Source organism: Mycobacterium sp. NPDC050551 (genome assembly GCF_040674075.1).
GTDB lineage: Bacteria > Actinomycetota > Actinomycetes > Mycobacteriales > Mycobacteriaceae > Mycobacterium.
The window spans coordinates 380,461-398,647 of record NZ_JBFARC010000002.1 but is presented as its reverse complement, the minus strand read 5'-3'; the positions used below and the strand labels follow the sequence as shown (position 1 = coordinate 398,647).

21 protein-coding genes are annotated in these 18,187 nt (G+C 68.4%); 12 read left to right on the top strand and 9 right to left on the bottom strand.

The genetic code is table 11. From position 1 onward, the window contains the following. From AB0K11_RS08565 to AB0K11_RS08555, 3 genes are read left to right on the top strand one after another with little or no spacing between them, the layout of a single operon-like run. Positions 1 to 1,212 (top strand): cupin domain-containing protein, encoded by a 1,212-nt coding sequence (locus tag AB0K11_RS08565; protein WP_364974711.1) that lies wholly within the window; start codon positions 1 to 3, stop codon positions 1,210 to 1,212. Continuing rightward, positions 1,209 to 2,096, top strand: coding sequence for a sucrase ferredoxin (locus tag AB0K11_RS08560; protein ID WP_364974708.1), 888 nt, complete (start codon positions 1,209 to 1,211; stop codon positions 2,094 to 2,096). Before AB0K11_RS08565 ends, AB0K11_RS08560 begins: the two co-directional genes overlap by 4 nt. 60 nt (positions 2,097 to 2,156) lie before the next feature. Next, positions 2,157 to 2,642, top strand: coding sequence for a MarR family winged helix-turn-helix transcriptional regulator (locus AB0K11_RS08555; protein ID WP_364974706.1), 486 nt, complete (start codon positions 2,157 to 2,159; stop codon positions 2,640 to 2,642). Here the strand turns inward: AB0K11_RS08555 and AB0K11_RS08550 are convergent. From AB0K11_RS08550 to fucP, 3 genes are all read right to left on the bottom strand, one after another. After that, entirely contained in the window at positions 2,639 to 3,385 is a 747-nt protein-coding gene (locus AB0K11_RS08550) for an SDR family oxidoreductase (RefSeq protein ID WP_364974703.1), read from the bottom strand. The genes AB0K11_RS08555 and AB0K11_RS08550 overlap by 4 nt on opposite strands. Before the next feature lie 91 nt (positions 3,386 to 3,476). Next, on the bottom strand, positions 3,477 to 4,745 hold the full coding sequence (locus AB0K11_RS08545; protein ID WP_364974701.1) for an ABC transporter substrate-binding protein: 1,269 nt from the start codon (positions 4,743 to 4,745) through the stop codon (positions 3,477 to 3,479). Then, complete coding sequence (gene fucP / locus AB0K11_RS08540; RefSeq protein ID WP_364974698.1) at positions 4,742 to 6,073, bottom strand: L-fucose:H+ symporter permease; 1,332 nt, start codon at positions 6,071 to 6,073, stop codon at positions 4,742 to 4,744. The genes AB0K11_RS08545 and fucP overlap by 4 nt, the downstream gene beginning before the upstream one ends. A gap of 210 nt (positions 6,074 to 6,283) precedes the next feature. Here fucP and AB0K11_RS08535 point away from each other — a divergent pair, with 210 nt between their 5' ends. After that, on the top strand, positions 6,284 to 6,559 hold the full coding sequence (locus tag AB0K11_RS08535; protein ID WP_364974695.1) for a hypothetical protein: 276 nt from the start codon (positions 6,284 to 6,286) through the stop codon (positions 6,557 to 6,559). Here AB0K11_RS08535 and AB0K11_RS08530 read toward each other — a convergent pair. After that, positions 6,546 to 7,346, bottom strand: a complete 801-nt coding sequence (locus AB0K11_RS08530; protein ID WP_364974693.1) for a M15 family metallopeptidase — start codon at positions 7,344 to 7,346, stop codon at positions 6,546 to 6,548. The two genes, AB0K11_RS08535 and AB0K11_RS08530, sit on opposite strands and share 14 nt — an antisense overlap. 172 nt (positions 7,347 to 7,518) lie before the next feature. Between AB0K11_RS08530 and AB0K11_RS08525 the strand changes: the two genes are divergently transcribed. Together AB0K11_RS08525 and cynS are read left to right on the top strand one after the other, a co-directional pair. Continuing rightward, positions 7,519 to 8,385, top strand: coding sequence for a formate/nitrite transporter family protein (locus tag AB0K11_RS08525; RefSeq protein ID WP_364974690.1), 867 nt, complete (start codon positions 7,519 to 7,521; stop codon positions 8,383 to 8,385). Between the two features lie 8 nt (positions 8,386 to 8,393). Beyond that, positions 8,394 to 8,831 carry a cyanase gene (gene cynS / locus AB0K11_RS08520; RefSeq protein WP_364976691.1) on the top strand — a complete coding sequence of 146 codons (438 nt, stop codon included), beginning with the start codon at positions 8,394 to 8,396 and terminating at the stop codon, positions 8,829 to 8,831. Between the two features lie 19 nt (positions 8,832 to 8,850). On the opposite strand, the gene AB0K11_RS08515 is transcribed toward cynS, so the two are convergent. After that, positions 8,851 to 9,348 (bottom strand): hypothetical protein, encoded by a 498-nt coding sequence (locus AB0K11_RS08515; RefSeq protein ID WP_364974688.1) that lies wholly within the window; start codon positions 9,346 to 9,348, stop codon positions 8,851 to 8,853. A 210-nt stretch (positions 9,349 to 9,558) separates the two neighbouring features. On the opposite strand from AB0K11_RS08515, the gene AB0K11_RS08510 reads away from it, so the two are divergent. Then, a complete protein-coding gene (locus AB0K11_RS08510; protein WP_364976689.1) occupies positions 9,559 to 10,884 on the top strand; it encodes an MFS transporter in 1,326 nt (441 codons plus the stop codon). An 11-nt stretch (positions 10,885 to 10,895) separates the two neighbouring features. On the opposite strand, the gene AB0K11_RS08505 is transcribed toward AB0K11_RS08510, so the two are convergent. Beyond that, positions 10,896 to 11,159, bottom strand: a complete 264-nt coding sequence (locus tag AB0K11_RS08505) for a hypothetical protein (RefSeq protein ID WP_364974686.1) — start codon at positions 11,157 to 11,159, stop codon at positions 10,896 to 10,898. Between the two features lie 89 nt (positions 11,160 to 11,248). Between AB0K11_RS08505 and AB0K11_RS08500 the strand changes: the two genes are divergently transcribed. Together AB0K11_RS08500 and AB0K11_RS08495 are read left to right on the top strand one after the other, a co-directional pair. Further along, entirely contained in the window at positions 11,249 to 11,884 is a 636-nt protein-coding gene (locus tag AB0K11_RS08500; RefSeq protein ID WP_364974684.1) for a cutinase family protein, read from the top strand. A gap of 56 nt (positions 11,885 to 11,940) precedes the next feature. After that, positions 11,941 to 12,396, top strand: a complete 456-nt coding sequence (locus tag AB0K11_RS08495) for a cupin domain-containing protein (protein ID WP_364974682.1) — start codon at positions 11,941 to 11,943, stop codon at positions 12,394 to 12,396. On the opposite strand, the gene AB0K11_RS08490 is transcribed toward AB0K11_RS08495, so the two are convergent. Beyond that, positions 12,373 to 13,053, bottom strand: a complete 681-nt coding sequence (locus tag AB0K11_RS08490; RefSeq protein WP_364976687.1) for a VTT domain-containing protein — start codon at positions 13,051 to 13,053, stop codon at positions 12,373 to 12,375. The genes AB0K11_RS08495 and AB0K11_RS08490 overlap by 24 nt on opposite strands. A 159-nt stretch (positions 13,054 to 13,212) precedes the next feature. Between AB0K11_RS08490 and AB0K11_RS08485 the strand changes: the two genes are divergently transcribed. From AB0K11_RS08485 to AB0K11_RS08475, 3 genes are all read left to right on the top strand, one after another. Continuing rightward, a complete protein-coding gene (locus AB0K11_RS08485; RefSeq protein ID WP_364974679.1) occupies positions 13,213 to 13,512 on the top strand; it encodes a hypothetical protein in 300 nt (99 codons plus the stop codon). A gap of 57 nt (positions 13,513 to 13,569) precedes the next feature. Then, positions 13,570 to 14,454, top strand: coding sequence for a peptidoglycan-binding domain-containing protein (locus tag AB0K11_RS08480; RefSeq protein ID WP_364974677.1), 885 nt, complete (start codon positions 13,570 to 13,572; stop codon positions 14,452 to 14,454). Between the two features lie 447 nt (positions 14,455 to 14,901). After that, positions 14,902 to 15,957, top strand: coding sequence for a YncE family protein (locus AB0K11_RS08475; RefSeq protein ID WP_364974675.1), 1,056 nt, complete (start codon positions 14,902 to 14,904; stop codon positions 15,955 to 15,957). Positions 15,958 to 15,963: 6 nt separating this feature from the next. Here AB0K11_RS08475 and AB0K11_RS08470 read toward each other — a convergent pair whose 3' ends face one another. After that, on the bottom strand, positions 15,964 to 16,653 hold the full coding sequence (locus AB0K11_RS08470) for a response regulator (protein ID WP_364974673.1): 690 nt from the start codon (positions 16,651 to 16,653) through the stop codon (positions 15,964 to 15,966). Further along, positions 16,650 to 18,161: an ATP-binding protein gene (locus tag AB0K11_RS08465; RefSeq protein ID WP_364976685.1), complete on the bottom strand. Its 1,512-nt coding sequence runs from the start codon at positions 18,159 to 18,161 to the stop codon at positions 16,650 to 16,652. The genes AB0K11_RS08470 and AB0K11_RS08465 overlap by 4 nt, the downstream gene beginning before the upstream one ends. Between the last annotated feature and the right edge of the window lie 26 nt (positions 18,162 to 18,187).

The window sequence follows — 18,187 nt, the reverse complement described above, 5'->3', positions numbered from 1 at the left end:
ATGCTGAGCCGCTGCATCGCCGTCGACCCTGCGGAGTTCGCGGAGCAGTACTGGGGCCGTAGGCCTCTGCTCAGCCGGTCCGGTGCACTGCCCCGCGATTTCGCCGATCTGCTGTCGTCCTCGATGGTCGACGAACTGATCGCCGAGCGCGGGGTACGTGCGCCGTTCATCCGCATGGCCAAGGCCGGCGACGTCCTGGCGCGCAACTGCTACCTCGACTCGGCCGGCTTCGGCGCCGAGATGCCCGACCAGGTGGATTCCGGGAAGGTGCTCGGCGAGTTTGCCGCGGGCGCCACGATCGTGCTGCAGGGCCTGCACCGGTTGTGGCCGCCCATGATCGAGTTCGTCCGGGGCATGGTCGACGACCTCGGGCACCCCGTTCAGGCCAACGCGTACGTCACGCCCCCGAGCCAGACGGGATTCGAGACGCACTACGACGTGCACGACGTGTTCGTGCTGCAGACCTGCGGGCAGAAGCGGTGGATCGTGCACGCACCGGTGCACGAGCACCCCCTGCCGTCCCAGCCGTGGACAGACCATCGGACGGCGATCGCCAGGCGCGCCGGGGAAGAACCGGTCATCGACACGGTGCTGTCCGCGGGCGACGCACTGTATCTGCCGCGGGGCTGGGTGCATTCAGCGCACGCGCTCGACACCACGTCCATCCACCTCACCGTCGGCGTCTCCGCGGTGACGCGCCTCGACGTCCTGCAGGCCGTCGTGGACACGTTGACAACGGCCGCGGACTTCCGGGCGTCCCTGCCCTTGGGCATCGACGCCACGAACCGCGATGACATGATGGCCACCGCCTCGAAGATCATGGCCGAGGCCATCGCCACCATGCGCGACAGCGCCGCCGAGCTCAGTGAGTCTGCGGCCCAGCGACTGTCGCGACGCCACGCCGACCGGACGCGGCCCGTCGCGGTCCGCCCGCTGGCGACGCTGGAGGCCACCGAGCACGCCGACACCGTCACGGTCCGGTGGCGTCACGGCCTCGTCGGTTCCGTCGAGGACCGCGACGGCTCCGTGGTTCTGCGCCTGCCGGACAGGACCATCACGTTCCCGGAGTCCTGCGCGCCCGCGGTGGAGGCGCTGCACCACGGGGCGGTCGGGAGAGCGGATTCCCTGCCGGGCCTCGACCGCGCGGACGGCGCAGTGCTCATTCGAAGGCTGCTGCGGGAGGCCGTCGTCGTGCCGGTGAGCGGAGGATGACCTCGGCGAAGCGCGAACCGTGCAGTGACCAGTCCCTCGCCCGCAACGACACCATGTACGGCACGGCTTCCGCCGGGCATTCCTGGCTGATGCTCGAACTGGCGGGACCGTGGGGGCATTCGGCATTCCTGGACTCCGGCACGGTCATCGATCGTGACCTCGGCCGTGCGATCGCGCGTCGGGCGGAAGCCGCGGGCATGCGGATCGCCGCGATACGCCGCCCGGGCCGCCGCTCCGCCACACCGCGGTGGCGCTGGTTTGTCGCCCACTGCGACGAGGGCAGTGAGGCGCTCCACCACGGCGAGGTCGACGATGCCCGTGGATATCTGAGCCTCGCCCTCGACGGCTCCGACGGCGAGGTGAGCGCAGACCCGCTCGTCGCCATCTGCGCTCACGGTAAGCACGACCAGTGCTGTGCGGTGCGGGGGCGATCCGCCACTGCGGCGATCGCCGCGCAGTTCCCCGAATTCACCTGGGAGTGCTCCCATCTCGGCGGCGACCGGTTCGCGGCGACAATGCTCGTACTGCCCGAGGGCCTCTGCTACGGCCGGGTGGACTCCGCGGACTCACCGGAACTGATCCGCAAATATCTCGACGGCAGGCTCGACAACCGATTCCTCCGGGGCCGGACGTCGCTGCCGCATCCGGTGCAGGCCGCCCAGCATTTCGTCAGGGAGGCCACGGGCGAGGACCGCATCGCGGCGTTGTCGCCCCTGCACGTCGAACGCGATGACCACACCGTGCGTGTGGTGCTCAGCGCGGAGTCGGGACCCGTGCAGGTCGTGCTCGCCGAGGAGTTGTCCGAACCGCTGCTGTCGATGTGCTCGGCGAAGGCGTCGGGTCGGGTGCGCACCTTCGTGCTGGTGTCGATGACGCCGAGCTGATGCTCCGCGGCGATAGGATGCGTGAAAGATCACCCATCTGTTGATCGGAGACGTGTCGCGGTGCCGAAACGTGAACCCTACCCGCTCAACGAGTCTCAGCAGCGAACCTGGCTGAACTACATGCGGGTCTACCACCGGCTCGAGTACGAGATGAATCGTCAGCTGCTCGCGGATTCCAACGTCTCGCTGGGGGATTACACCGTGATGAACGCGCTGTCGCAGGCGCCGGGGCGACGGGCCCAGCTCACCGCCCTGGCCACCACCATCGGTTGGGAACGCAGCCGGCTGTCGCACCACCTGCAGCGGATGACGGGCCGGGGCCTGGTCGACCGGGTCAAGTCCGACACCGACGGCCGCGCCACCGACGCGGTGCTGACCGCCGCCGGCTGGCGTGAGCTGCGCGCCGCCGCGCCGCGGCACGCCGCGTGGGTTGCACGGGCCTTCTTCGCCGACCTCGACCCGGCGCAGGAGGCCGCCTTGGCCGACGCGCTGGCCGTCGTCCACGAGAGCCTCCTGCGGCACGGCAGCCTGCCCAGGCCGGATTAGAGCTGTCGCGAGCCGCCGTCGACGAACAGCTCGGTACCCGTCATGAAGCTGCTCTGATCCGACGCCAGAAACACCACGGCCGAGGCGATCTCGTCGGGCCGGCCCAAGCGGCCCAGTGGCACACTGGCGGCCTCACCGTCGAGCAGCGCCTGGTCCTGTCCACTCGGGGCCAGCCCCCGCAGTCCGGGCGTCTCGACTGGGCCCGGCACCACGGTGTTGACCCGGATCTTGCGGTCCACCAGCTCGGCGGCCCACGTGCGGCCCAGCGAGCGGATCGCGGCCTTCGACGCCGCGTACGCACCGAACGCAGGCACCCCGGCGGACGCCGCCGTCGAACCGGCCAACACGATCGATGCGCCCTCATTGAGCAGGGGCAGCACCTTCTGCACGGTGAACACCGTTCCGCCGACATTGCGGGTGAGCGTGTCCAGCAGATGCTCCGGTGTCTCGTCGGCCAACGTGGCGAACTCGCCGCCACCGGCGTTGGCGAAGACCACGTCCAGCCCCTCGCCGTGTTCCTGGATGGCGCCGGCGAGCCGTTCGAGATCGTCGGCGTCGGTGATGTCACCCTGCACCCCGGTCGCGTTGGCACCGATGGAGGCGACGGCTTCGTCGACACCGCTCTGGCGCCGTCCGGTGAGGAAGACGTGTGCTCCCTCGGCCGCGAGCCGCTGCGCCGTCGCCAGGCCGATGCCCGACGTTCCGCCGGTGACCAGGGCTGTCTTTCCACTGAGCTGATTCACGGGTACTCCTCGACTCTTCGGGCGGACCGTTCCGCTGTACCCGTGACAACTGCGTGACATGTCACGTTATTCCATGCCGCGCCGCCCGGCGTCACCGTCCTGCGACGGGCACCTCGATCGAGTTCTGCAGCGTGTCGATGAAGGCGTCCTGGTTCTTGCTGACGACGAACGCGGCGACAGCGTCGTACACCGCCTGCTGGAAGCCGGTCGACATGAGTTCGCCGTGGGTGATCGACAGGACGATCTTGTCCTTCCACAGCGACTGCGAAGCCTGCCGCTGGTAGGCGGGCAAGGAAGACACGTCGACGTCGTCGCGGATCGGCACCGAGCCCTTCGCCCTGTTGAATTCCAGCGAGGTCTTGGGGTCGGCAACGGTCGCCACGAAGTCCATGGCGTTGACCCCGTCCTTGGCCTGGGAGGACACCACGAAGGTGTCCACGATCGCGAGGTACGCCTCGGCTGTGCCGGGGTAGGGCACGTACCCGAAGTCCTTGCCCTCCACCGACTTGTTGGCGACGAGTTCGCCGTAGACGGAGTCGTTCATCGACAGGAAGGCGCACTCTCCGGTGGCCAGCTTCTTGGCCGCCTGGTCCCACGTCAGCCCGGCTGCGTTCGGGTCGGCGTGCGAGACGATCTGTGCGAAGGCCGAGAGTGCCTGTCGCAGTTGCGTACCGCGCCAGTCGAACGAATCGTCGGTGATCTTGGACCAGCCGTCGGTGCCGGTGACACCCAGCAGCGTGTTCTCGAACAGTTCCGTGGCGGTGAACCTGTCCTTGGCGCCGAGACACAACGCGGTCTTCCCGCCGGCCGAGACCTTCGCCAGGTCCGCCTCGAAGGCAGCCGTCGTGTAACCGGGGCCGGGAGGCCTCACTCCGGCGTCTCGCAGCATCCGCTGGTTGAACCACAACACATTTCCGCGATGCGAGCCGGTCGGCACACCCCAGGCCTTGACGCGGTGTGTCGCCGCGTCGAGCAGCGCCTGGGGCATGGTGCGATCCAGGCCGGAACGCTCGTAGACCGCCGACACGTCGGCGATGCGGTCCGCGTCCACCCAGGCACGCAGCGAGCTGCCGAGGAAGGTCTGCCAGACGTCGGGCGGATCACCGGCGCGCAGCCGCGCGGCGAGGGCGACCTGCACATTGCTGCCACCACCGCCGGTGATGGCGCCGTCGACGATCTCCACGTCGGGATGGGCCGACGTGAACGCGTCGAGCAGTACGTCCAGAGCAGGACGCTCCGAGGACGACGCCCACCAGGACACCACCTCCAACCGGTCGGTCGCTTCGGAGAAGTTCGCCTGCTGGCCGCCGCCGCAGCCGGCGAGGACGAATGCCAGCGCGATGATCCAATATCGCCTCATGCTGTTCGATCTCCCACCTGGTGCGGCGCCGCCTTCAGGTCGAAGACGGCGAAACTGGTGACGACGAGGAAGCAGAAGGCGGGCACGATGAACGAGAACGCCGGGCTCGTCGCATCGAGGATGCCGCCCTGGATGAGCGGCATCACGGCGCCGCCCACGATCGCCATCACCAGGCCGGCCGCGCCGAATTTCATTGCCGGACCGAGGCCTTGCAGCGCCACACCGTAGATCGTCGGGAACATCAGGGACAGGCAGAAGGACAGCGCGACGACGGCGGTCACACCGGCCACATTGGGCGAGAACATGGCGAACACACACAGCCCCACCGCGAGTGCGCCGAGCACCAGAAGGACTTTCGTCGCGCGGATCCGGCCGATCACCCACGTCATGATGAATCGGGATATCAGGAACACGATCAGACTGACCTGCAGCAGATACCCGCCGAGTTCGAGCGAGCCGTTGAGCGCCTGCTGCGAGTACTGGATCAGGTACGTCCACGTGCAGACCTGCGCGGCGACGTTGAAGAACTGCGCGACCACGCCGTAGACGTAGCGCTTGTTCGACAGCAGGATCTTCAAGGGGCGCCGGCCGTCCAGGTCGCCCGACTCGAACTCCTCGACGATCGGTGGCGACTTCTTGATCGCGATCACCAGACCGATCGCGATGAGGACGAGACCCAGGCCGAGATACGGCCCCATGACGGCACCCAGTTGGCCGGCGCGGATGGTCTGTTCCTGAGCCGGGGTCAGGTTGGCCATGTTCACCGGCTCGTCCAGCTTCGGCAGGATGAGCGTGGCGGCCAGCAGCACGCCGATGTTGGTGCCCACCGGGTTGAACGCCTGCGCGAAGTTGAGCCTTCGGGTCGCGGTCTCCTCGGGCCCGAGTGACAGCACATACGGGTTGGCAGACGTCTCGAGGATCGAGCAGCCGGCGGCGATGGCGAACAGCGCGATCAGGAACGCCTCGTAGGTCATGATCTTGCTGGCCGGGTAGAACGCCATCGCTCCTGCCGCGGCGAGCAGCACACCGGAGAGCAGGCCGGCCTTGTATCCGAATTTTTCATTGATGAATGCCGCCGGGATCGCCAGCAGGAAGTACGCCCCGAAGTACGCCAGCTGCACCAGGGACGCCTGGAAGGTGTTCATGTCGAAGATCTGCTTGAAGCCCGCCACCATCGGTGTAGTGAGGTCGGCCGCGACTCCCCAGGCGGTGAAACAGCTGATCAGGACCACGAACAGCAGGCCCATCCCCGGGTACACCAGACCGCCCTTCGCCGGCTTGGCCGCCGGGGCGTCGGCGGGCTGATCGGCGTGGTCGGTCGTCGTCATGATCAGTACCTCTCTGGTGCTGAGGAGTCAGCCGAGGTTTCGACCTGTGATGTGGATCACGCTACTCAGGTGGCGTGCCCGCGGGGTGACATTGCCGATGACGTTCGATTGCGCGGCGACCGGCCGAGCCACAGCGACCGCTCAGCAATCCAGAGGATTTCCACAAACAACCCTTCGGGCTTCCTCAGTCCGCGCGCGGACAGTGGGGTCATGACCGCTTCGATCGAACCCCGCCGGAGGGCCGCCGGCGCCGCCTCCAGCAACGGCCGTCGCGGATGGTGGCGACACAATCCGGCCGCCAGGACCGCCCTGGCCGCAGCCTTCATGGCGATGCTGCTCGCCGTCGTCTACGCGACGGGGCAGTGGGCGAACGTGGTCGCCTCGCTGGCCGGCTTCGCCACCGCCATCACGCTGATCGCGGTCGGCATGATCGGGTGGGAACGCATCGTCGGCTCCGCCCGGTCGGCAGGCCTCATCGAGCAGTGACCTGGCCCGCCAGTGAGGACGGGTCGACGACGAAGTCGAAGAACGTGTCCGGGTAGGCCTCCGGCTTGAAGGTGAAGTGCCACCACTCGTTCGGGTAGTTCTCCAGGCCCTGCGCTGCCAGGCCGTCCTTCAGGCGGAGCCGGTTCTTCAGCTGGTCGCCCTGGATCCTCGGATCCGTAGTGTGGGCGAGCGTGTCGAAGCAGTCGTAGCCCGTACCCATGTCGATCGTGTTGTCGGCGAACCGTTCGGGCTGGGGGGCGGTGCAGTCGACCAGTGGCTGACCGGGAACGTACGGCGGTGTCGATTGCGCGGGCAATGCGACGAGCGTGAGATCCACTGTGCTGCCCCGGCTGTGGCCCGACTTGTCGGCGATGTAGCCATCGGCGAACAGCTGTGACTTGTCCACCCGTGGGTAGAACTCGGCCTTCATCCGCTGGTCGAACGGATCGTTGGCCCACGCGACGAAGTCGTTGACGGCGCGCTGCGGCCGGTAGCAGTCGTAGATCTTCAGCGAGTAGCCGTCCTCGAGGAACTGCTGCTGCGCCCTTCGCAGCGCCTCGGCCGCCGGGCGGGTGAGGATGCACATCGGCGCGCGGTACCCGTCCACCGGATCCCCGGTGAAGTTGTGCGGCGTCACGTAGCGGATGTCCAGCAGGATGGTCGGGTCGACATCACTCAGTGAAACGAAGTCCGGCGGAGCGGCGGGATCCACGGCAGACGCGGTGGGTGCCGTGGTGACGGCCACGACGAGGGCGGCACAGGCGAGGCCCGTCATCAGAATCTTCATCCCGCCATTGCAGCACCGACGCGGCGAGCCGTCGCGGTAATGCGGCCGCAACTCACAGTCCGCGGGTCTGCGTTGTGCGGACCCCGCAACATCGGCGCAGCAGTGACGTTCCCTTCCGGAAATAGCGTTGCGCGACGCTGCTGGAAACCGTCTCCTCCCGGAAGGGTCAGTCATGTCCTATGTCAGTCCGCCCGACTTCGTCGGCAAGATGATCGAAGCCGGAGAAACCAAGGCGCTGATGTCCACTCGGGACACCCTCATCCGCGCCTTCATGGCGGGCGCCGTGCTCGCGCTGTCCGCGGCATTCGCCGTCTCCATCACCGTCCAGACCGGCAATCCGTTGCTCGGCGCGGTGCTCTTCCCGGTCGGCTTCTGCCTGCTCTACCTGATGGGATTCGACCTCGTCACCGGTGTGTTCACGCTGGTGCCGCTCGCGCTGCTGGACAAGCGCCGCGGCGTCACCGTCCGGGCGATGTTCCGCAACTGGGGCCTGGTGTTCCTGGGCAACCTCGGCGGGGCACTGCTGGTCGCCCTGCTGATGGCCATCGTCTTCACCTACGGCTTCAGCGTGGATCCCAACGCCGTCGGGCAGCAACTCGGCGAGATCGGTCACAGCCGGACCGTCGGGTATGCCGCACACGGTGCCGCGGGGATGCTCACCCTGTTCATCCGCGCGGTGCTGTGCAACTGGATGGTGTCCACCGGAGTGGTCGCGGCGATGATGTCGACCAGCGTCTCGGGCAAGGTCATCGCGATGTGGATGCCGATCATGCTGTTCTTCTACATGGGCTTCGAACACTCCGTGGTCAACATGTTCCTGTTCCCGTCCGGGCTGATGCTGGGCGGCGACTTCTCGATCGGCGATTACCTGATCTGGAACGAGATCCCGACGATCGCGGGCAACATCGTCGGTGGTGTGACGTTCGTCGGACTCACGCTGTTCGCGACCCACGCGCGCACTGCGGCGCCCCGCACCGTCGGGCCCGACGTGCCCGCGCAGGTCGCCGTGGCGCTCGAAACGAACGGGGCGCGCTCGTGACACCGATCATGCCGAAGTCCGAGGCGGCCGAACTCGTGGTGGCGGCCCGTATCCGCAAGAAACTCAGCTGGGCGGACGTCGCCGCCGAGATCGACGCGCCCCTGGTCTGGACGGTGGCCGCGCTGCTCGGCCAGCACCCGATGCAGGCCGCACAGGCCGACACGATCTGCGCGCTGCTCGAACTCGACTCATCGGTGTCGGAAAGCCTTCAGCGTCAACCCAGCCGCGGCATCGACCCGGCGGCGCTCGCCGACCCGACGATCTACCGGTTCCAGGAGGCCCTCGCCGTCTACGGACCCGCGCTCAAGGAGTTGATCCACGAGGAGTTCGGCGACGGCATCATGAGCGCCATCAACTTCAACATCGAGTTCGGGCGGCGGCCACACCCCGACGGTGACCGGGTGGTGGTCACCTTCGACGGGAAGTTCCTCGACTACCGCTGGTGACGGGTTCTCCTGTAGCCGTTCAGATCCGGACCCAGATGACCCGGACGGGATGGCCGAGCACCGCCTCGAGCTGTTGCTGTTCCTCACCACCGAGGTTGTCCGTCTGAGGTCTGTAGGCCTCCATCGACCACAGCGCGAAGCCCATCGTTGTTTCGGCGGACTCGTCGTTGAGGTCGTTGAGGGAGATCTCTGCCCCGCAGCACGGCGCGATGACCTGGAGCGGCCAGTAGCCGTCCTGCTCGGTGTGGCATCGGTCGAGTTGTTCGACGAACCACTCCATCGACACCGGCCCTACGGGTTGGCCGAGCACCTCAGCGCAACGGGGACACACCAGGCGCTCGAGATGCACCCCACCGGTGAAGAGTGTCACGCCATCTGAACGGTCGGCCCTCACTTCGCGGTGGCCCGGATCGGGGTACATCTGATCGGCGAACAGCGCCACGGCAGCCGACTCGTGCGGATCGTCTGGCGCCCACCTCGGATCGGTCGGGATCACCGTGCAGTAGAAACCGCTCACGCGCCCACGGTAAGCGGCGCAGCACATACATTCACCGAGAACTGAAACGCGGCCGCTCCGACGACACCGCGTCGCGCGGCCGGCTGAGCGTGGACAATCGCACCGCGTCGACGGTGACCGGGCGGACCCGGACCGCGAATCGGCTCGCTGCGCCCCGGCACACCCACTATGTTGACCGCGATGTCCACGCCGTCCGACTTTCCGCGTGGGATGGCCCTGCTGGTGGCCGGCGCGTTCTTCATGGAGATCCTCGACGCCACCATCATCGCTCCGGCCATCCCGCTGATCGCCGACTCGTTCGGCGTTGCGGCCGTCGACGTCAACGTCGCCATCTCGGCCTACCTGGTGACGGTCGCCGTACTCATCCCCGCCACGGGATGGATGGCCGACCGGTTCGGCGTGCGGCGGGTGTTCATCACCGCCATCGCGGTGTTCACGGTGGCCTCCGTCGGGTGTGCGGTCAGCACGACCCTGCCGATGCTGGTCGGCATGCGGGTGCTGCAGGGGGTCGGCGGCGCGATGATGGTGCCGGTGGGGCGGCTGGCGGTGCTGCGCCGGTCCGACAAGGCCGACCGGGTACGGGCGATCGCGCTGCTCACCTGGCCCGCGCTCACGGCGCCGGTGCTGGCGCCGGCGCTGGGCGGCGCCATCGCGACCTACGGCTCGTGGCGATGGATCTTCCTGATCAACATCCCGATCGGCATCGCCGGATTCGTGTTGGCGCTGCGCCTCGTCCGGGGCGGCCCGACGTCGTCGTCGAGGTCGCTGGACTGGCGCGGCATGTTGATCATCGGTGCGGGAATCGCGACTGCGCTGATCTCCCTCGAACACATCCGGGTGAGCGGAACCGACTGGTGGTTCGTCGGGATCGGCGGTGCGGCGGCCGTGGTGCTGCTGGGTTGGGCGCTGCGCCATCTTCTGCGTGTGCCGGAACCGCTGGTGCGACTCGCGGTGTTGCGCGTGCAGACGTTGCGGGTCACCGTGACGGCCGGATCGTTGTACCGCATGGTGATCACCGCGGTGCCGTTCCTGCTGCCGCTGCAGTTCCAGCTCGCCTTCGGGTGGTCGCCGGTCGCCGCCGGTCTCATGGTCGCCGCATTGTTCGCCGGCAATCTCGGCATCAAGCCCGCGACCACCCCGCTGATGCGCAGATTCGGCATCCGACAGGTGCTGCTGGTCAACGGAATCGCCTCGGTCGGCTGGTTCGCGGTGTTGGCGACGATGCAACCCGGACTACCCGTCGCGATGATCGCGATGATCCTGTTCATCAGTGGCGCGCTGCGCTCGATCGGCTTCACGGCCTATGCCACGCTGGCCTTCTCCGACGTCGAAGGCGACGACCTCACCCACGGGAACACGTTGAACGCATCGGTCCAGGAGCTCGCCGCCGGGCTCGGAATCGCCGTCGCGGCATTGCTGCTCAGCCTTCTCGCGTCCTACCAGACGACATATCTGGTGCTCGGGGCGGTGCTGGCCGTCACGCTCGTCGAGACGATTCGGCTACCACGCGACGCCGGAGCACACGTCAGCCGCTGACGTACGCCGGCTCAATCTCCGCCGCCGCAGCCGCCGCCGCAGCCGCCTCCGCCACCACTCGCGCCGCCGCCGCCGCCGCAGCCGCCGCCCCCGCCGCCACTACTCGCGCCGCCGCCTCCGCAGCCGCCGTGACCACCGTGGTCGCCGCCGCCGGCACCCCAGAATCCCGAATCGCCGGAATCCCCTGCACCTCTGCGGGCAAGAAACCGATAGACGATGATCGCCACGGCGATCACCACCGCGGCGGCGCCGACGACGATGATCGTTCCCATCATGCGGGAAGCGTACGCCCGCCAGAAGCGCTCGCCTATTGTGGATTTCGCAAGAACTGTCACATTCCGCACGCATCGCGCGACATATCAGCATGAACTCGAAGCCCCGGATTCTCGGATACGTGTTGGCGCCGGCTGCCGTGCTTGCGCTGACTTCCACCGTCACGCCCACAGCGGTCGCCGCGCCGTGCCCGGACGTGGAGGTGGTCTTCGCCCGCGGCACCACGGAGCCACCCGGAGTGGGCGGCACCGGCGGGGCATTCGTCGAGGCGCTGCGCTCGCAACTCGGACCCCGTTCGCTCGGCGTGTACCCGGTGAACTACCCGGCGAGCAACGATTTCGACTCCAGCACACCCGCGGGCGCCCGCGACGCCGCCGACCACATCCGGACGACGGCGGCGAACTGCCCGAACACCAGGATGGTGCTCGGCGGGTACTCCCAGGGCGCTGCGGTCATCGACATGGCCACAGGCGAACTGCCGCCCGAGGTGGCCGACCGTGTCGCCGCGGTGGCCGATTTCGGCGGGCCGAGAAGCACATTCGCCGACAATCTGGCCGCTGGTCCGTCACCGGTCATCGCACCGGCCTACGCCGGCAAGCTCATCGACCTGTGCGTGCCGAACGACCCGATCTGTTTCCAGGGCGGCTGGGACATGGGTGCACACACGGCATACGTCCGAAACGGCCTGGTGAACCAGGCCGCATCCTTCGCCGCCGGTCGGATCTAGTCCTCAGCCGGGAGCCTGCTTTACGATTCTTCGCACGTTCCGGGGGAGAGGAAAGCATGAAGATCCAACGACTTTGCGCAGTGACGATCGGTGCGATCGGCTGCGGCGCGGCGTTCAGCGCCTCGGCGGCGGCCACTCCGCCTGAAGGTGACGTGGTCCGCACCGACCTGGCCAAGGGCGTCACCGACGCGCCCGTGTCCATCGTCACCGAGGCCGGCAGGCCGACGACGTTGATCGTGCAGAATCTCGTGCTCAAACCGGGGGCGGGCAGCGGCTGGCACACCCACGAAGGGACGGAGTTCTCGGTCATCACCGCGGGCAGCGTCGCGCTGCAGCAGGCACCCGGCTGCTCCGTCGTGCGGTACGGCCAGGGCCAGGCGGTGTTCATCCCGGCCGGGGTCCCGCACCGCGTCGGCAACGACGGCCCCGTCGACGCCACCGTGGTCGTCAACTACACCCTGCCCGCCGGCGCGCCTCCGCGCGGTGACTCACCCGACGTCTGCAGGAAGTGAGCCGGTATCGGGGTCGGCGGCGCGGCGACGTCGCGCCAGCACCACCCGGGTGACCGAGACGATCACCGGCAGCGACGACAGGCACGCGATCGCCAGCACCAGCAGTTCGAGGTGCCGCGAGACGAAGGCGACGGTGCCGAGGTGGTATCCGACCGCCGGCAACCCGAATCCCCAGATGACGCAACCGATCGCGTTGAAAGCCGTGAACACCGCATGGCGCATCCCCGCGATCCCTGCCACCACGGGTGTGAAGGTGCGGACCACGCCGATGAACGGTGTGATGATGAGGATCTTCGAACCGTATCTGGCGAAGAAGTCATGGGACTCCGCCAGGTATCGGCGCTTGTAGATCCGGGAATCCGGGCGTTCGTACAGGCGCGGCCCGATCCGCCGCCCGACGAGATAGCTGCACTGGCTGCCCGCGATCGCGGCCGCGGTGGCGCACGGCATCAGTGTCCAGATGCTGACGTCGGCCGCTGCCTGTGCGGCGATCACTCCGGCAGTGAACAACAGGGTGTCGCCGGGCAGGAAGGGAAAGAACAGCCCGCACTCGACGAACACGATGACCATGACGCCGGCCACGATCGCCGACGCGAACAGTCCGCCCTCGCCGAGCCAGTACATCGGATCGAGGAACTCCGGGCCCGCCACGAGCATCACACTCGGCGAAGCTACCGCTGCGAGGTTTCGGGTCGGCGAACGGCGGCGGAAGTGTCGCCGCGCACGAATTCGGCGCGATGTGGCCGGCGGGTGAACACGGCGTAGCGACAGGGTTATCGACGTGTGGGTTGGCCCGGCAGCGGGGATCATGGGCCGGTGGAGGCTTTCGCATCGGTCTACGTCGACATGGCGGCCAGTCCAGCCGCGGTGCGTGCGGCGGTGACCGAACTGCCGCTGCCCGACGGAGTGCTCGAGGCGGTCGTCGACGACCGTTCGGTCACCGACACCTTCGGCTGCCGCATCGCCGTCGACCTCACCGGGACCTTCGACGAGCAGCACGACGGCCTGACTATTGCCCGTGGGTACGCCAGGCAGCTCGCCGCGCTACTCGGCGTCCCGGCATTCGCTTTCCCCGACCTGCTGCTGCTCGACTCGCCGCACCGTTTCCTGCAGTGAGCCCCGGCGGGCAATTCGGCTGCAGGACAGCTCAATCGCCCCGGTAGATTCGTACCGATGCCTCAGACTTCCCGGTCCGGTGACCCGGTGTGGCTGGTTGACGTGTTGCGTGGAGAAGGCGTGCGCCCGGTCGAATACCCCGGTTGGCGATCGCGCGGGCATGGTGACTTCCGGGACATCCGCGGCGTGATGGTCCACCACACGGGGTCGGATAGTGCCGATGCCGGGTCCATCGCGCGCGGACGGCCCGATCTGCCCGGCCCGCTGTCACAGCTGCACATCGCCCGCGACGGCACCGTCACGGTCGTCGCCGCGGGCGTGGCGTGGCATGCGGGTGTCGGGATGTACACGTGGCTGCCGACCAACATGGGCAATTGGCACACGATCGGCATCGAGTGCGCCAACAGCGGCACCGGCCCGTCCGCGCCGCACCGCACGAACTGGCCCGACGCGCAGTACTCCGCCCTGGTCCGTTGCTGTGCCGCGATCAACCGGCGGCTGGCGCAGACGGCGGACCGCACCATCGGCCACAAGGAGTACGCGGGCCGGGCGCAGGGCAAGTGGGATCCCGGAGCCATCGACATGCACCTGTTTCGCCGCGACGTGCAGGCCCGCATCGGCGTGGTGCCATCGCCGGCGCCGACGCCCACGCCGGGTGTGCCGATCGGTCGATACGCCGACATCCTGCTGTTTCGCGGTTCGACGGGCGCACAGGTCGCCGAACTTCAACGCCGACTGAAGCACGGCTATGCCGCCTACGGCGGTCACCTGGCGGTCGACGGCTTGTACGGCGAACAGACCGAGGCAGCGGTCAGGGAATTCCAGCGACGAACGCCTGACCTCGTCGTCGACGGTGTGGTCGGACCGGCCACGGCGGCCGCCCTCCGGCTGCGGATCGTCCCCGAAGTACGCGCACCCTCGGCGGCCGACGCGGGGGTCTGACCTGCCCGCCGATCGTCCAGCGAACACCTGCGACCGCGGTACGGCGTCGCCCGGACCACGTCCACGGCGCCGACCCGAACAGTGGCGGTTCCTGTCAAAAGTTTGCTGAGTGCGGAGGCTGTGATTTAGCCCTCACTTCACCGGTCGAAACTAAGAAACCCTTAGTCGCGTGCTCGAACAAATTGATCAAGCAAGATTTGCTGTGGCGTCGATTCATCAGGTGGAAAAGCCACAATGATTCGCCGAGGAAGGGTAACAACTCGATAACGACCGATTTCTTAAGCATGGCCTGAGAGCAAAGAACGTTACTGTCGCGATCGCGTGAAGTCGGTGACTTATCCGCCCAATTCACGTCGCTACACTCGACCGAGACCGCGCCCAGGAGGCGCAGAGACAGCTGCAATCGAGAGCCGGCGCACAGCCATGCCGGCGGAGGTGCCCAACACCATGGCAAATATCTTCACCCGCGCAAGCCGCGCGGCCCACGACGAGTCGGTAGACGACGTCATCACCACCGACCATGACCTCACCGTCATCGGATCGGTGGCGATCGGCCGACCCATCGGCGATCTGACCGTCGACCCCGACAGCGGAGCGGTCGTCGCGACGCACCTCGGCGTGCGCGCGGTGTCGGTCCTCGACGCCGATGCGGCGGCCGTCACGGCTCTCGTCCGGGCGCCGGGGGAGCCGTTCGCCGTAGCGGCGACCGGTGACCGCGCATACGTGACGACGATGTCCTCGACCACCGACGGCGTCGCGGTGATCGACACGGTCGGCGCCTCGGTGCTGGCCGAATACCCGCTGGCGTTCGGCGTCACCGCAATCGCGGTCAGCCCCGACGGCAAGAAGGTCTTCGCGGGCCGCACCGGCTACGACCACGTCGATGTCGCCGTCATCGACATCACGGCGGAGCGGGCGGGCACCATCGACGTGGCCACCGACCCCGGGATCAACCTCGACGCGCTGCGGGTCGACGCGGCGGGCAAGCGTCTCTACGTCGCGGCTTCCGACAGCGAAAGCAGTCGCCTCCTGGTGGTCGACGTGGAGACCACCCAGATCGTGGCGACGATCAGGATCGGCGCGCCCATCCGTGACCTCGCGCTCGGCGAGGACGGCACCGCTCACGTGCTCACGTCTCACCGCACCCTCGGCGGCGCGATCGAGATCGTCGACCTGTCGACGAACAGGGTGACCGACACCGTCGAGATCGGCCGTGCACCGGTGCAGCTCGCGCTCAGCGCCGACGGCAGCCGGGCGTACGTCGTCGACTACAACCACGTCGCCGTGCTCTGCACCCGGACCAACGAGGTGCTTCACACCGTGCAGGTGGGAGCTCGCCCGTCGTGCATCGCGCTCAGCGTCGACGGCAGCCGGCTCTACGTCGCCGACTACGCAGGCACTGTGACCGCATTCGCCGTCGCGGCGATGCAGCCGCTGGTGTACTCCCATACCGCGGCCACCGACCGCATCCCGGCGCAGGCGCGCGAACTCGTCGCCGTCTGACCGGGGTCAGCCCCACTCGTAACGGGTCTTGGGGCGGCCGGCCTTGCCGTAGTCGGTGGTGCGGGTGACGGTGCCGTCGTCCGCGAGCCGCTCGAGGTAGCGCCACGCCGTCACCCGTGACACCCCGATCTGCCTGGCCACCTCGTCGGCCGTCAGACCTTCGGCGGCGTCGCGGACGACGCGGGCGATCTCATCGGTGGTGCCCGCCGCCGCACCCTTGGGTGTCACCGACCTGTCGGTGGCGATGCGCAGTTCGGCCAGCGCGCGGTCGACCTCCACCTGACTGGCCGCATCGGTGCCCGCGGGCAGCGCGTCGCGGTAGCGGCGATAGCGCTCGAGGCGGTCGCGGAACGCGGCGAAGGTGAAGGGCTTGAGCAGGTACGCCAGTGCGCCGTGGGACACCGCCGCGCGCACCATCTCCAGGTCCCGTTCCGACGTGATCGCGATGATGTCCGGCGCGGGCCGCAACCCCGAAAGCGCTGACGCCAGCGAGATCCCGCTCGCATCGGGCAGGCCGATGTCGAGCAGCACGAGGTCGATCGGACTGTCCGACGCCGCCGCCTCGGCCGCCAACCGCATGCCGTCGCGTGCGGTGTGCGCGACGGCCGCCGTGGTGAATCCGGGCAGCCGGCCGAGATACACCTGATGCGCCTCGGCGATCAAAGGGTCGTCCTCGACGATCAGCACCGAGATCACGGTGCCTCCCGCGGCACGGTCACCGTCACCACCGAACCGTAGGTGACGTCGGCGGTCAGCGTGCCCCGATGACGGTTGACCACCTGCGCCACCAACGCGAGGCCGAGGCCGTGCTGGCCGGCGTCGGTGCCGGACTTCGTCGAATACCCGCGCTGCATCGCCCGCCGGAACGTCTGCGTGTCCATCCCGGACCCGCTGTCGGCCACCCGCAGCAGCAGGGTGTCGTCGTCCAGGGTCACGGTCACCTCCACCCACGGGTCGTCGCGGTCGCACGCGTCCATCGCGTTGTCCACCAGATTGCCCAGTACGGTGACCATCTCCTGACCGCTCAGCGGCACGTCGTCGGCGTCCGACGGCAGGTGGGTGTCCTCAGTGACGGTCAGTGCGATGCCCCGCTCGTCGGCCTGCGCGGTCTTACCCAGCAGGAGCGCCACCAGCGCCGGCTCGCCGACGGCCTCCGAGAGACGGTCGACGAGGCGCTGGGACAGCTCCAACTCGCGGGTCGCGAACGTCACCGCGTCCTCGGGCCTGCCCATCTCCACCATCGTGACGACGGTGTGCAGCTTGTTGGCGGCTTCGTGCGCCTGCGCGCGCAACGAGTCGGCGAGCACCTGCAGGGAACTGAGTTCGCCCAGCGCGCCCTGCAATTCGGTGCGGTCACGGACCGTCACCACCTCGGAGTCCGAGTCGGCGACACGGGACCGGTTCACCACCAGCACCCGTTCGTCGGTGACGTGCACCTCGTCGCGCACCCCCGGGTCGTGAGCGCGCAGGAAGGCGGGCAGCGCCGAGGCGTCCACCGGGCCGGGCGGCAGCCCGAGCAATCGGCGGGCCTCGTCGTTGACCAGCGCGACGCCATTGCGGTCGAGCACGATCAGGCCCTCCGACACCGAATGCAGGATCGCATCGTGATGCTCGTACATCACCCGCAGTTCGTCGGGCCGCAGCCCGTGGGTCTGCCGGAGCAGGCGGCGCCGGATCAGGAACAGCCCGACCGACGACACCGCCAGCGCCGCAACACTCAGCGCGACGATCGTCGGGACCTGGCCGCGCCACCGCTGCGCGAGGGTCTGCTGGGTGATCCCGGCCGAGACCAGCCCGACGATCTCGCCGGCGCCGTTGCGCACCGGCGCGACCGCCCGGATCGACGGACCCAGCGTGCCGGTGTACACCTCGCTGAACGTCTCGCCGCGCAGTGCCGGCTCGGTCGTGCCGAGGTAGCGCCCGCCGATCTGGCGGGGATCGGTGTGGGTGTAACGGATGCCGTCGGGGGCCATGATCGTGATGAACGCGATGTCGGTGTGCATCCGGACCGCCTCGGTGACCGGCTGCAGAGTCGCTGTCGCCGTGCCGGATTCGATCGCCGACGCCGTCGACGGTGCGTCGGCCAGCGCGGCGGCGATGGCGACCACCTGCTGGCGCGCGGCCTCGTCGCCGTCGCGGCGCGCGTCGAGCAGCGCGAGCACGCTGCCGGCCAGCACGATCACGGCGATCACCACGATCTGCATCGCGATCGCCTGACCGGCCAGCGACC